Origin of the sequence: Pontibacter pudoricolor, from assembly GCF_010092985.1 — a bacterium.
Classification (GTDB): Bacteria; Bacteroidota; Bacteroidia; order Cytophagales; family Hymenobacteraceae; genus Pontibacter; species Pontibacter pudoricolor.
This window is the reverse complement of record NZ_CP048106.1, coordinates 2,002,953-2,016,511: the sequence shown is the minus strand read 5'-3', so window position 1 is coordinate 2,016,511 and position 13,559 is coordinate 2,002,953. Positions and strand designations below refer to the sequence as shown.

Genomic DNA, 13,559 nt, shown 5'->3' with positions numbered 1-13,559 from the left:
CTGCTTAAAAGTTAAAGGCCGATGTTAACGCCAAGGGTGAAGGTTTTTGCCAGGGGTGGCGTATAAAAATCGTGACCAAGCATTACATTGCTACGCCCGAAATAGGTGGTATTCACTTCCGGGTCATAGCCGTCGTAGTCGGTAAAAGTATGCAGGTTGGTTGCCTGCAGGTAGATCCGGGCAGAAGTGAATTTTACTTTACTGATCCATGCTTCTGGCAGTTTATAGCCCAGGTTCACGTAGTTTATTCTCAGAAAAGAGCCATCCTGCATCCAGCGGGAAGATTTTCCGGCGCCGTTACCTGCAAAAAGGCGTGCCTGGGGGACATCTGTAATATCGCCCGGTTCCTGCCATCTGTCCAGCTGGTCTCTTGTCTGGTTATCAAAAAAGTCACCGTTTACCGACTGGAAGAAGCCGGCCATGTTATAAACATCGTTACCGGTCACAAACTGGAGCAACACGCTCAGATCAAAACCTTTGTAACTGAAATTGTTGGTAAGACCACCAAGGGCTTTGGGGTTTGGGTTACCCAGCTTCTGATGTTCGGCCTGGCCGTAATCGTTGGTGACCTCATCGCTACCGGCACGCACATAATATAAAGCATCACCGTTGTCCGGATCCACACCGGCGTATTTTGGTCCCCAGAATACAGCCATCGGTTCGCCTTCGCGTATCTGTCCTAATCCACGTGAGTCGCCAAAAATAGTGTTACCGCCCAGGTCGGTTACTTTGTTGCGGTTAAAGGCAATGTTAAAATTCGTGTTCCAGGTAAATTCGCCTACAAAGTTCTGCGTGTTGATCACGAACTCAAAGCCCTTATTTTCGAGCTTGCCTATATTTTTTGTGATCACACTATAGCCGCTGGTAGCCGGCAGGGGCAGGTTTAGCAACAGGTCGTCGGTTTTTTTAATGTAATAATCTATTTCGCCGGTAATGCGGTCGTTAAATAAGCCATAGTCCAGCCCGACATCCAGCTGTTTTGTTTTTTCCCAGCGCAGGTCGGGGTTTGGCAAAGTGGTCGGAATCAGCCCAGATTCTTCTTCGTAGGCAGCAGCGCTGTACAAAGCAAGCGGGGCAAAGTTGGCGATCTCGGCATTACCGGTCAGGCCGTAGCTGGTGCGCAGTTTCAGAAAGCTTAACACGGCGTTGTCGCTCAGGAAATCCTCCCCGGTAATGATCCAGCCTGCAGACGCTGCCGGAAAAGTACCAAACCGGTTCTCGCTGCCAAACCTGGAAGATCCATCAACCCGCACGCTGCCGCTGAATAGGTATTTCTCGTTCAGTACATAGTTTGCGCGCGTAAAGTAGGAGAGGAATGCATAATCGGTACCGGTGGAACTGCCACTGATGATACGGGAAGCACTCACGATCTTTTTGAACCGGTCGCTCGGGAAGCCCCTGGCCTCTACGGAAGAAGACTTGGAATTGGCATCCTGGTAACTGAAACCAATCAGGAAATCCAGTTTATGAATGTCGTTAACCAGGGTGTTATAGTTTAGCGTGTTGTTGGTGTTATAGTTGATGGAAGTGAACTGTGAGTTATAGCCGTAACCGGAAGGGCCGCCATCTTCTGTTAACCTGCCCAGGTATAGTTCCTCCTGCAGGTTCAGGAAATCCACGCCATGCTCAGTCCTGAATCGCAGGTTCTGCAGGATGTCGAATTCGAGGAAGCCGGTGCTTATAGTACGGTAGGTCAGCGCATCGTTAAAGCCATCACGCTGGTCTATCAGGTTGTTATAGTATAAAGTGCGCCTGTTCAGCTCTCCAGTCTCGGGGTCTATTTTTGGTTGTATAGACGGGATGGCGTTCAGCTGTATCGGGTTAGAAAAGGCGTTGTCGTCGGATACACGCTTGTTCAGGGTGCGGATAAGCGACAGGTTGGTGCCAAGGCGGAATCTGTCTGATATGCTGTGGTCGATGTTGAGGCGACCGCTTGCCCGGTCGAACTCGTTGCCTACTATAATACCGTCGGTGGTATTATAGTTTCCGTTTATATAAAAGCGCGTCTTATCGTTACCCCCATTCAGCGACACCTCGTACTGCGAAACACTTCCATCCTGAAAAGGCTCTTCGTCCCAGTTCTCGTCTACAGTTGAGTTAACATCCAGGCCAAAGAAATCGAAGATTTCTGCCGGATCGAAGTCTTCGTTTACGGCTGCTTCCGAGAATAGCTCGATGTACTCCGGCCCGGTTAAAAATTCCCTTATCTTGGTTGGCCTGCTGAAACCAGTGTAGTAGTTAAAGTTTACGTTGGTTTTGCCTGCTTTTCCGCGTTTGGTTGTAATGATCACCACGCCGTTCGATCCGCGGGAACCATAAATGGCAGCTGCGGAGGCATCTTTCAGTATTTCAATGGATTCGATATCGTTCGGGTTAATGTCGGCAATCGGGTTAAGCGGTTCCAGGTTTGTAGTGCCTATGTCTGATGAAGTTACCGGGATGCCGTCTACCACATAAAGTGGCTGGTTACTGGCAGAAACCGAAGCGGCCCCCCGTATACGTATGTTCATCCCGGAACCAAGTTTGCCGCTTCCCTGGTTAATGTAAACACCCGCTGCACGGCCCTGTAAAGCCGACTCAAGGGAGGGGGCCGGTATATTCTCGATAGCCTCGCCTGATACCTGGGCCACGTTACCGGTCAGTTCCTGTTTTAACTGGGTACCGTAACCCACCACAACCACTTCTTCCAGCTGCTGTTCATCAGAGCGGAGCTGCACATTTATAGTTGATCGCCCGTTCACCGGTATTTCCTGCGTTGTCATGCCCACAAACCGGAATTGCAGTACGGCATTGGAGCTTACAGTTAACTGGTAATCGCCGGTTGAATTTGTGGTTACGCCGTTGGAGGTGCCTTTTTCGAGGATGGTTACGCCTGGCAGCGCACTGCCATCAGTGGCGGAGGTTACTCTTCCAGACACGACTTGTGTCTGGGCCCATGCGCTGCCTGCCAACGTGCAGACGCATAGTAACATGCATAGTAGAATTCGTTTCATGGATTGCTAATTTAAGTTTGTACATAAAGTGCTGGCTATTAGGGTTGAGAGGGCGGGGAGTGCGGAAAATGAAAGTAACCCCTTATACGTATATAACGGTATTTAATATATTATTTTTGTGGTTTTTTAAAGAAGGCCGGCCTGTTTTTTTTCGAAGGCATTCACGCTGACAAAACTGTTTCCTTCTTTCAGGGTTTGCTGCCAGCCAAGTCGCTTGAGTTCACGCCTGATAAAGAAATTTAACAACCCGTGCGCTACCAGCACGGCTATAGTTTCGCGGTTAGCTTCTTCTGCCAGTTGTTTGGCGGCTGCGCGGGCACGTTTACGGGCGGCTTTAAATGTCTCGATGCCACGGCTGTTAAAACCCAGAAACCATAAGATGCGGGCACCTGTTAACCATAGTTTTATAGGTAAGTGAATGAATGGCAACGAAAATATTCTGCGCTCAAACTCCCGGAAGTTAGCATCAATAATGAGCTCTATGTCTTTGCCAAAAATGGCTTTTGCGGTAAGCTGGGAGCGAACCAGTGTGCTGCAGTGTACTTTTTTTATTTCTTTAAAAGGAATGGCTTCGTGAGTGAGTACAAATTCTTCCACGTCGGCGGCATCGTAATCAGAAATATACTGGCGTGCGAATTTTGCATTTACAAGCCCTTTGCTGGTTACCTGCGGCTTTGCATGCCTTATCAGGAAAATACGTCGTGGTTTAGGGGTATCCAAAAGTATAGCTGCTGGTTTCCCGAACTATACGGAGATTGCTATACGTGTGTGCTGTAACTGCCCAGATCTGCAAAAATGGTGGCTTTTATGTCTGGCCATTCAGACTTTAAGATGCTGTAGTAAATGGTATCTCGCCGGCGGCCGTCGTGCATCAGGGTATGGCTGCGCAAAACTCCCTCTTCGGTTGCGCCAATCTTGCGCATCGCCTGCCTCGATCTTGCATTCAGCACATCTGTTTTTAACTCTACCCGCTCAAACTGCAGCACCTCAAAAGCATAGCTCAGTAACAGAAATTTGCAATGGCGGTTCAGGCCGGTGCCTCTAAAATCTTTTCCGATCCAGGTCCAGCCAATTTCCAGGCGTTTATCTGCTTCCGAAATGTTTCCGTAGCTGGTGCTGCCAGCCAGTCTTCCGGTAGTTTTATCCAGGATCACGAAACTATAGCGGCGCTTCAGTTGCCTGTCGGTAAAAGCGGTTTGTGCCCAGTCCTGCAGGTCTTGCGTGTTGGTGATCTTCGTTACGTTCCAGCGCCAGGTGTCGGCATCCAAAGCTATAGTTTGCAGCTGCTCCAGGTCATGGGCTTGTAAAGGTCTTAACAGGGCGCGGTCGCTCTCAAGGTGCAGGTCTTTTTCGAAGTTCATGGGGCAGTAGTTTTTTTACAGGCTGATATCAGTGGCAATATTAATTTAAAAGGTGTAGCAAAGCAGGTGGTTGGCAGAAAATTAGTTAAAAAGTAAAAAACTGACCAACTGAATGTTGCATGTCACCGTAATAGAACTCACCAAGAAAATAAAAGTCGTAACACCTGGCCGGCAGAAATCCCGCAGCAAGCGGCATACACAAGCATCCGGCTCCAACCAGGTAACACAGATAACTAAACTATAACTCTGAACCAGCACTGCCCCACAATAACTATAGATAAACAGGGTACAGGTATTTAGCAGAGAAACAAAAAAAAACCGGAAACTATTGCAGCGCATGGCCACGGCTTTACAGCTTGCTTTACGCTGAACTATAAAATTGCTGCAGAATCAGCGCTTAAAAATTACAGGAGATATTATTATGGAATTACATCATTACCCTTCCAAGATTTTAATGACAGCCGATACCGTGGGTGGCGTCTGGACCTACACACTGGAACTGGCAAGAGCGCTTGAACAGACAGGCACACAGGTAGCAGTGGCTGTAATGGGTGGCCGCATGACAGAAGAGCAACAAGCCGAAGCCGCAACTATAAGCAACCTTACCGTTTATGAAAGCGACTATAAGCTGGAATGGATGGACAATCCCTGGAATGATATTGAGAAAGCCGGCGAATGGTTATTACAGCTGCGGGATGAAGTTCAGCCCGATCTAATTCACCTGAATGGCATGGCACACGCCGCCCTGGACTGGGGAAAGCCTGTAGTGGTGGTGGTGCACTCGTGTGTGCTGAGCTGGTGGAAAGCTGTAAAAGAGGCCGATGCTCCGAAGGAATGGAATAAATATAAAGAGCTTGTTACAAAAGGTTTGCAGGCTGCCGATGTGGTGGTAGCGCCAACACAGGCAATGATGCACCAGGCCGAAGAACTATACGGACCTTTCAAAAAAAGCAGTGTGATCTATAACGGGCGCGGGCAGCATAATTTCCAGTTCGGACGCAAAGAACCTTTTGTTTTCAGCCTGGGCCGCGTCTGGGACGAAGCCAAAAACATCTCGATGCTGGCACACATCGCCTCTGAACTTAAGTGGCCCGTTTACATTGCCGGCGACGACAAACACCCCGCAACCGGTAAAACGATAGAACTGGAGAACGTACATTTCCTGGGTAAACTCACCAATAAAGAAGTATCAGACTGGTTATCGAGAGCGTCCATTTATGCCCTGCCTGCCAAGTACGAACCTTTCGGTTTAACTATACTGGAAGCAGCCATGTCGGGGTGCGCGCTGGTGGTAGGCAAAACCGAAAGCCAGGCCGAGATCTGGGGTAATGCTTCCAAGTATACTGACCCGAATAATGCGGATGAGCTGCGCGATACAATAAATGGCCTGATTGATGATGAGTTCTGCCGTAATATAATGGCTTGCCGCGCTGTAAAACGCTCGCATGGCTTCACATCAGACCAAATGGCCCAGGACTATAACCATATTTACCGTCAGTTGGTAAATTCGGCGGTTGCCGTTTAAATTTCATCAAACTATAGTTGGACCAGGAAAAATGCTGGCGCAACTATAGCTTATATGTTAAGCTATCTGTTACTGAAAAATCTTATTAGAAAGTAAAACTATAGCCGCACTCGCTCTTAAGTAAGTGTGGCTTTTTTACGCCGATTAACTATAACATGCAAACATGCCTGCAAACAAACATACCCCAAGCCCCAAACACTGGAAGGTACTGAAGTCTGAACTCGTTTTTGATGAGAAATGGTATAAACTGCGTCGCGATGAAGTAGAATTGCCCAATGGCAGCATAATGGATGATTATTATGTGAGCGTAAGGCCCGACGTGGTACTGACTTTTCCGGTAACCGAAAGCGGTGAAGTAATTTTTGTACGACAGTATAAGCACGCGGCTGCCGATATTTTTATTGAGCTGCCGGGCGGTGTAATAGATGATCACGAAAACGACCCTGAAGAAGCCGCCAAACGCGAGCTGCTGGAAGAAACCGGTTATACCTCGGATGATGTGGAGCTTGTAGCCGAAGTAATTGATAACCCACCAAAGACACCAACAAGATTTACTTTTACCTGGCACGCAATGCCTATAAAATAGCCGAACAGGACCTCGACGAATCTGAAAGTATAGAAGTGCTGCATATTCCTGTTCAGGATGTTGAGAAGATGGTGCTTAGTGGCGAGATAAATGTGTCAGGTTCTGTAGCGCTTTGCCTGCTTGCGATCCGTAAGTTGGGTCTATAGTTTCCAATTCATTTTATTTTTTCAGATTCCTACTATGGCTCAGGCATATGTCTGAGCCATAGTTGTATTGAAGCTATCCTATAGTTGGGACATCAAGCTCGAGACAATTTTTATCAATATTTAAAAATTGTTGCTACATTTAATGTACATACATTTAATAAAATTGTATCTTTGTTCCGATAATCTGAAACAGGTTATAATGCTTTAAGCCATTAATGGGAATGGTATTTAGCGGTACCTGGAACTAAGCAACACAACGATGAGCAGAAAAGTAATTCATAAAGCTAACACAAGAGGCCGCGCCAACCATGGCTGGCTCGACTCGCACCATACCTTCAGTTTTGCAGGTTACTATAACCCTGAGCGCATGAATTTTGGGTTGCTGCGTGTGCTGAACGATGATATAGTGGCTCCGGGCATGGGCTTTGGTGCACATCCGCACGATAACATGGAGATCATCTCTATTCCGTTATCAGGCGAACTGGCGCACCAGGACAGCGCCGGCAACAAAGAAGTTATCCGGACAAACGATGTTCAGATCATGTCGGCGGGGAGTGGGTTAACGCACTCGGAGTTCAACAACTCTAAAACAGACCAGGTAAAATTTCTGCAGATCTGGGTATTCCCGAAAGAGCAGAACATAAAGCCCCGTTACGAGCAGAAAACCTTTAACCCAGCCGAGCGACAGAATAAACTACAAACGGTTGTTTCTCCGGAAAAAGACGCAGAAAGTATCTGGATTAACCAGGATGCCTGGTTTACTTTGGGTACACTGAAATCGGGTTTTGCGGAAGACTATAAACTGCATAAGAACGGCAATGGTGTGTATGCTTTTGTGCTGGAAGGCGAAGTAGAAATTGAAGGCGAAATGCTAAACAAGCGTGATGGGTTGGGTGTTTCTGATATTCATACTATAACTATAAAAGCTTCATCAGATGCAGAATTGCTGCTGATGGAAATACCGATGAACTAATAATTACCTTTGGCTAAAAGTGGAATCCCCGGCTATTTTTTGGTCGGGGATTTTTTGTTTGTGCGTGCCTTAGCCTATAGCTTAAATAAACCCATCAACTATAGCAGCCGTTATTACTGAACCACACAAACAAAAGCTATGGAACAGGAACAGACTACTTTACTTAAAGATTACTCCCAGGAAGAAAAAGGGGCATACTTCGGAGCACTTGCCATTATGGCCTCTGCCGACGGTAAAACAACCGACGAGGAACTGCAGTTTTTACAGATGATGGCCGAAGCCGCTGAACTACCTCAGAACGTGCAGCAGGAAGTAGCCTATATCGCTAAAAACCCGGATAAAATAAACCTGGAGAAATGCCTCGATGTGCTTAAAACAAGCCAGCTGCGCTTCTCATTTGTTACAGACATCATCAGTTTTGCCAAAGCCGACGGACAATACACGCAGGACGAACAGCAACGCATTAAAGATGTGGCTGACTACCTGGGCATCGACCAGAAGCAATACAGCATTTTAGATGAGTTTGTAGATAAAGCGGATGAAGCAAAGCAGCATGGTGAAGACCCGACATCAAATTCTTTTCTGAATAAAAGTGGTTTTGGAGACATGTTCAAAAATGCAGGTATCTCACCGGCTATGGTAACTGGCATGTTAGGTATTCTTGCCCCGATTGTGTTATCCAGTATGATGCGACGCCGGGGTGGCAGTAGGATGGGCGGAATAGGCGGTGGCCTGCTCGGAGGTTTATTAGGTGGTGCTATGGGTGGTGGTGGCATGATGGGAGGCGGTATGAGCCGAGGTGGCGGACTCGGTTCCATCATATCTATACTCGGCGGCCTGAACGGGCGGAAAGGCTACGGCACCATGAACTCTGGCGGACTTGGTGGTTTACTGGGCGGTATTTTAGGAGGAGGTAAACGCAGAACTTCCGGTTGGTAAGTTAACAGCTCAGGATTTATTTTTAAAAGGAGATGAGCCGAGAGTTCATCTCCTTTTTGGCTGTAAATAAAAAGGATGCCTGGTTTTTATCGTTGAATCGGAGTTTATAGTTTACAATGCCCAATCACCCTTTAATTTATAAGGAAGGGAGTTTTTTCAGTCACTGTTATAGTTTATGTTTTAGTTTTATAGTTGCTGTTTTAACCCACTCCTGCCCCCTCCCGGGAGGGGAATTCGTCTATTGCTATAGTTGGTTTTATAGTCTTATATTTACAGACCATGATCGGACAGGTCGCGACCTGTCCCTCCGGAACTACAACCACGGTAAGGCGATGCAACTATAGCTGTTCAACTAAAGACGAACTATAGCTATCGAACGGATCGCAGTCTTTGGGTTGAGCGCCTTTGCTTTGTTGCGGTGCCGCCAGGCAACCCGAGGTACGAGTGTAGCAAGAAAGCAGCAGCGCGATGCCCTTATCGAGGGCCCCTACCCCCAAGACGGGGCCTCCCGGCCGTGAGGGCACCAAAGCTAAATTGAAACGATGGGTAAGTAGAGCTCCCTGGATTAAAGAAGGCTATGGAGGAAAAGGCTTGGTTCAAAGAGTAATCTATCAAACTATAGAACCCAGATTTCTCACGCTGTTCGAAATGACAATAGAGAAACTATAGAACACATAATATCCCTCAGCTACCGCTCAGAATGACAATAGGGAAAGCAAAAGGTAATTACAGGAGTTCCTTCCCCACTTTAAAAGGGAAGGGTAGGAGAAGTCCAGCAACTATAATATTCACAAGCCCTCCTAAACATCACTCATGAAAACAAGAGATAACCTAAATTCTACCATAAATCTCTGTTATTCTTCGCAACCACACCACAACCTTGTTATTAAACTTGTTTTTCTGCAGGCGCCACTCCCAGTTGCCGTTTGAAGTTGAAGGTTTATTCATAATGCCTTCGTGGCCTAAGCCCAATACATCCTGCATCGGAACGATGGCCAGCCGCGAAACAGAACTATAGGCTAGCTGCAACATTACTTCGTGTACATTATCCTGCGTTACTTCCTGGTGCACATAGTTGCTGAACATCTTGCGGTCTGCTGCTTTGGCGTCTTTGTACCAGGCTTTTACTGTTGCGTTGTCGTGGGTGCCAGTGTACACCACGCTGTTTGGCGTATGGTTGTGTGGCAGAAACGAACTCTCAAACGCATGTTCATTACTCTCGAAAGCGAACAACAAAACCAGCATGCCGGGTAGGTCAAACGCTTTGATCAGGTCGCGTACCGGCTGGTCTATTTCTCCCAGGTCTTCGGCAATAATAGGCATTTCGGGGTGGTGGTGCCTGATGAGCGTGAGCAATTCTTTGCCCGGCGATTTCACCCATTTGCCGTTGATGGCAGTCTCTTCAGTGGCAGGTACTTCCCAGTAGGCAGAAAAAGCCCGAAAATGGTCCAGGCGCAGCAGACTGAAAAGTTGCAGGTTATGGTCGATGCGGCGCAGCCACCAGTCGTAGTTGTGTTTGGCCAGGGCTTTCCAGTTGTAAACCGGGGTACCCCACAACTGCCCTGTCTCACTGAAAAAGTCCGGCGGCACTCCCGACACGGCACTCGGCTTTTCGTCTTTGTCTAATTTAAAATATTCTGGATTCGCCCAAACATCAGCACTGTCGTAGCTTACATAAAAAGGCATGTCTCCAATAAAATGAATGTCTTTCCGGTGGCAATACTGTTTCAGGTTCTCCCACTGCCTGTAAAACAAAAATTGTAAAAATTGCTCCTTTTCTATTTCATCAGCGAGGTCAGAGGCCAGGGCTTTTATGGCAATGGGTTTCCTTGTTTTAATAACTTTATCCCATTTTGCCCAGGCATTATGGTCGAAGTGCGCCTGGAAAACAACAAACTGGCTATAGTCTTCGAGCCAGGCGCTATGCTCCCGACGGAAAGCCTCAAATTCCTTCTCAAGCCCTCTTGATCCATTGGATTTGTAGTTGTCAAAAGCTTTCTTCCATATTTCTCTTTTGAACGCTGTTGCCGCTTCATAGTCAACCTTATCATCAGGAAAACTATAGTCATGCTTCAGGTCTTTTTTCTCCAGCAGGCCATCTTCTACCAGCAAATCGGGACTAAGCAACAACGGGTTTCCGGCAAAGGCAGAATGGCTGCTATAGGGTGAATTTCCCATGCCGGTCTCAGTGGGATTTAGGGGGAGAATCTGCCAGTAGCGCTGTCCGGCTGCTTCGAGCTGGTCGGCAAATGTATAGGCTTCCGGGCCCAGATCGCCGATGCCATATTTGGATGGGAGCGATGTGATGTGAAGAAGTATTCCGCAGCTGCGATGTGGTATGATCATGCTTTTGTTCCGGTTAAGAGTACAACAGGGAGTGTTTCTGTGAGATCAGCTAAACTTAGTTTACCCGTGAGCTGGCGATTGCCCAGTTCATCCTTCCATTGCTGCGGTGCACCATCCGGAAGTACAAGCTCGGTATCTGCCCAAACTTTCTTACCCAACGGTAAATCTTTTTCATCTGTCAGTTTCGTCAGTAGCAGCGGCACAGCAACTATAGCCCATTGGTTTTTGTGTTTTCTGGCAAATGCCAACACATGCTCTTTATTCTTTCCGGCAGCCTGAAGCGGCAGGTAGTCGCCTTGTTCAAATACCTCACGGAAGTTATTGCGCACTGCAAGCGTTCTGATCAGCAGGTATAGTTTTACCTTTCCATTTTCAGGTTCTTTCAGCAGTTGCTGGTGTAGTTTTGTCTGGTCCCCTGTTGCAGCAGCCTGCAGTTCATCCAGCGAAATTTGTCGCAAACTATAGTCTACTTTCCGTCGGTTATCGGGGTCTACTAGGCTCAGGTCCCAGAACTCGCAGCCCTGGTAAATATCGGGTACGCCGGGGCAGGTAAGCTTTAGCAGCAACTGGTTTAAACTATAGAGCCAGCCATAACGCGACAGCTTGCGGAAGAACGGTAGAAACATCTCCAGGAAGTGCTTGTTTTTGAGGAGCTTCTGGGCAAGTTCTTTGGTGGCTTCTTCGTATTCCTCGTTCGGGTTGGTCCAGTTGGTGCGGGCTTTGGTTTCGCGCAGGGCTTTGGTAATGTATTCCTGCAACCGCTCAATCAGGGCATCGTCTATAGTTTCATCCATCGGCACCACCCCCAGCAGCGCCTGGAAAATAAAGTACAGGTCGTTGCGGCGCGGCACCATGCCGGGGGCTACATCCACGGCGAAATCCATCCACTGCTGCACGGTTTTTTCCCATTCTTCGGGCAGTTCGCTGATGACGCTGATACGCATGCGGGCGTCTTCGCCGCGTTTGGTATCGTGGGTGGCAGTACCGTTTATGGAGTGCGGAAAATGCTGTTGCCGGCGCTGCATGTGCTCATGAAAACGCGCAGGCGGCAGGTGAAATATTTCCGGACTGTTACCTACTTCGTTGAGCGAGAGCAGGCGATTATAGTTGTAGAAGGTAGTATCTTCCACCCCTTTAGCTGCCAGGGGGCCCGTAAACTGCTGACTCCGCATCACAAAGTATAGTTTGTCACGCAGCAGGTCTTCCGGTTCACTCAAATCAGGCTGATAAACTTTACGGATTGCATTGAGCTGTTCCCGGCGTTCTGGTGCTTTTTCGAGCGCAGTTGCATACGTTTTTTCAATCACCTCGTGTGCCATATCCGGTAGGGGAAAGCTGTTGCCATACACGCGGTAAACCGGAAAAGATGCCAGCCATACGGCCAGTGCATGGTACCAGGTCTCTTCGGCCTCTTCCGGCACAATTTGCAGGTGTTGCAGCAGGCGCAGCATGTTTTGGAGTTCGCCCTGCATGCGTTTTTCCAGTATAAACAGCTTTTTATCGAATACCAGTTTTTCGTAATCAGTGGTGGCAGTGGGTACAAGGCGCTGGTATACTTCGGTTAATTTTTCCTTGCCTGCAGGGTCGGTCATAATATTGCTGGCCCAGGCTAAAAAGTCGTAACCCGAGTTTCCTTGTATCGGCCAGTAATCCGGTATCACTTCTTCGCCTTCCAGTATCTTTTCTACTACAATGTACTTGTCATTGCCGGTCATTTCGCGCAGTTGCTGCAAGTACTTGTCAGGATCAAAAAGGCCGTCGACGTGGTCTACGCGCAGGCCCTGCACCAACCCCTGGTTACAAAGCTGCCTGATGAAATGGTGATATTTTTCAAAAACCTCCGGCTTCTCGATGCTCAGGCAGATCAGGTCGTTTACCGTAAAAAAGCGGCGGTAATTTATTTTCTGCTGCGACTCCTGCCAGAAACATAATTTAAAGAACTGTAGATTAAGTAACTCTTCTAACTGCTTCTGATCTGCATTTATAGTTTCCAGCAAGTTCGCTAAGGCTGCGCTGCCGTTTATAGTTGAATGCAGGGCCTGTTTTGCCTGTTGCCAGCGTGCAATGTCAATTTTATCCGATGCTATAGTTTGCTCCAGGTGCTGCAGGTGTTCTTTTATAGTTTGATCACCGGAAGCATCAGCCAGTTTCTGCAGCAGGTAAGGATAGGAGTTAATGCTTGCCGGGTACACATTGTCGAAGTAAGCGATATGGAAGCCGGCCTCATCAAACGTAAGCTTTAATTGGTTTTGCTCCAGCACTTTTTCCAGCGGCTCGCCCAGGAACGGAACCATCACTTTTCCTTCAAACTCCGGGTGTGCAAAGTTGATGTCGAAGAAAGTAAAGAAGTTGGATTTCTGCCCTTTTTCCAGCACATCCATCAGCCATACGTTGGTGGTATGATAGGCCATATGGTTTGGTACAATATCCTGCAGCCAACCCATGTTGTACCTCCGCAGTTCTTCGGCAATTTCTTCCAGCTCCTCCGGGGTTCCAATTTCCGGGTTTATCTGGTGCGGATTCACCACATCGTAGCCATGCTCGCTGCCGGGCGCGGGGGTAAAAAACGGAGCAGCATAAATGGTACTGATGCCCAGGTCGTTCAGGTACGGAATCAGTGCCTTTACTTCCTTTAACTTCAGGTTCGGCGAAAGCTGCAGACGGTAAGTGGCCAGTGGTATATAGGTCAT

The 13,559-nt window shown here is 47.9% G+C and carries 9 protein-coding genes; 4 read left to right on the top strand and 5 right to left on the bottom strand.

Features of this window, described 5'->3' with window-relative positions; all coding sequences use genetic code 11:
* Nucleotides 1-11: 11 nt before the first annotated feature.
* The 3 genes from GSQ66_RS08630 to GSQ66_RS08620 form a co-directional block, all read right to left on the bottom strand.
* Nucleotides 12-2,993: a SusC/RagA family TonB-linked outer membrane protein gene (locus GSQ66_RS08630; protein WP_162427103.1), complete on the bottom strand. Its 2,982-nt coding sequence runs from the start codon at nt 2,991-2,993 to the stop codon at nt 12-14.
* Nucleotides 2,994-3,119: 126 nt separating this feature from the next.
* Nucleotides 3,120-3,713, bottom strand: a complete 594-nt coding sequence (locus tag GSQ66_RS08625; protein ID WP_238395875.1) for a histidine phosphatase family protein — start codon at nt 3,711-3,713, stop codon at nt 3,120-3,122.
* Between the two features lie 38 nt (nt 3,714-3,751).
* A complete protein-coding gene (locus tag GSQ66_RS08620; protein WP_162427102.1) occupies nt 3,752-4,354 on the bottom strand; it encodes a GNAT family N-acetyltransferase in 603 nt (200 codons plus the stop codon).
* 421 nt (nt 4,355-4,775) lie between these two features.
* On the opposite strand from GSQ66_RS08620, the gene GSQ66_RS08615 reads away from it, so the two are divergent.
* From GSQ66_RS08615 to GSQ66_RS08600, 4 genes are all read left to right on the top strand, one after another.
* Nucleotides 4,776-5,879 carry a glycosyltransferase family 4 protein gene (locus tag GSQ66_RS08615; protein ID WP_238395874.1) on the top strand — a complete coding sequence of 368 codons (1,104 nt, stop codon included), beginning with the start codon at nt 4,776-4,778 and terminating at the stop codon, nt 5,877-5,879.
* A 163-nt stretch (nt 5,880-6,042) separates the two neighbouring features.
* Entirely contained in the window at nt 6,043-6,465 is a 423-nt protein-coding gene (locus GSQ66_RS08610) for an NUDIX hydrolase (RefSeq protein ID WP_238395873.1), read from the top strand.
* 405 nt (nt 6,466-6,870) lie between these two features.
* Nucleotides 6,871-7,584: a pirin family protein gene (locus GSQ66_RS08605; RefSeq protein WP_162427101.1), complete on the top strand. Its 714-nt coding sequence runs from the start codon at nt 6,871-6,873 to the stop codon at nt 7,582-7,584.
* Nucleotides 7,585-7,722: 138 nt separating this feature from the next.
* Nucleotides 7,723-8,523, top strand: coding sequence for a tellurite resistance TerB family protein (locus tag GSQ66_RS08600; RefSeq protein ID WP_162427100.1), 801 nt, complete (start codon nt 7,723-7,725; stop codon nt 8,521-8,523).
* Between the two features lie 831 nt (nt 8,524-9,354).
* Here GSQ66_RS08600 and malQ read toward each other — a convergent pair.
* Both malQ and treY read right to left on the bottom strand, forming a co-directional pair.
* Nucleotides 9,355-10,869 (bottom strand): 4-alpha-glucanotransferase, encoded by a 1,515-nt coding sequence (gene malQ, locus GSQ66_RS08595; RefSeq protein WP_162427099.1) that lies wholly within the window; start codon nt 10,867-10,869, stop codon nt 9,355-9,357.
* Entirely contained in the window at nt 10,866-13,559 is a 2,694-nt protein-coding gene (gene treY, locus GSQ66_RS08590; RefSeq protein ID WP_162427098.1) for a malto-oligosyltrehalose synthase, read from the bottom strand. The genes malQ and treY overlap by 4 nt, the downstream gene beginning before the upstream one ends.

Coding starts and splice junctions, on each gene's coding strand:
- GSQ66_RS08620 (WP_162427102.1), bottom strand. CDS start 4,354: ATGAACTTCGAAAAAGACCTGCACCTTGAGAGCGACCGCGCCCTGTTA.
- GSQ66_RS08610 (WP_238395873.1), top strand. CDS start 6,043: ATGCCTGCAAACAAACATACCCCAAGCCCCAAACACTGGAAGGTACTG.
- GSQ66_RS08605 (WP_162427101.1), top strand. CDS start 6,871: ATGAGCAGAAAAGTAATTCATAAAGCTAACACAAGAGGCCGCGCCAAC.
- malQ (WP_162427099.1), bottom strand. CDS start 10,869: ATGATCATACCACATCGCAGCTGCGGAATACTTCTTCACATCACATCG.
- GSQ66_RS08615 (WP_238395874.1), top strand. CDS start 4,776: ATGGAATTACATCATTACCCTTCCAAGATTTTAATGACAGCCGATACC.
- GSQ66_RS08600 (WP_162427100.1), top strand. CDS start 7,723: ATGGAACAGGAACAGACTACTTTACTTAAAGATTACTCCCAGGAAGAA.
- GSQ66_RS08630 (WP_162427103.1), bottom strand. CDS start 2,993: ATGAAACGAATTCTACTATGCATGTTACTATGCGTCTGCACGTTGGCA.
- treY (WP_162427098.1), bottom strand. CDS start 13,559: ATGACCTATATACCACTGGCCACTTACCGTCTGCAGCTTTCGCCGAAC.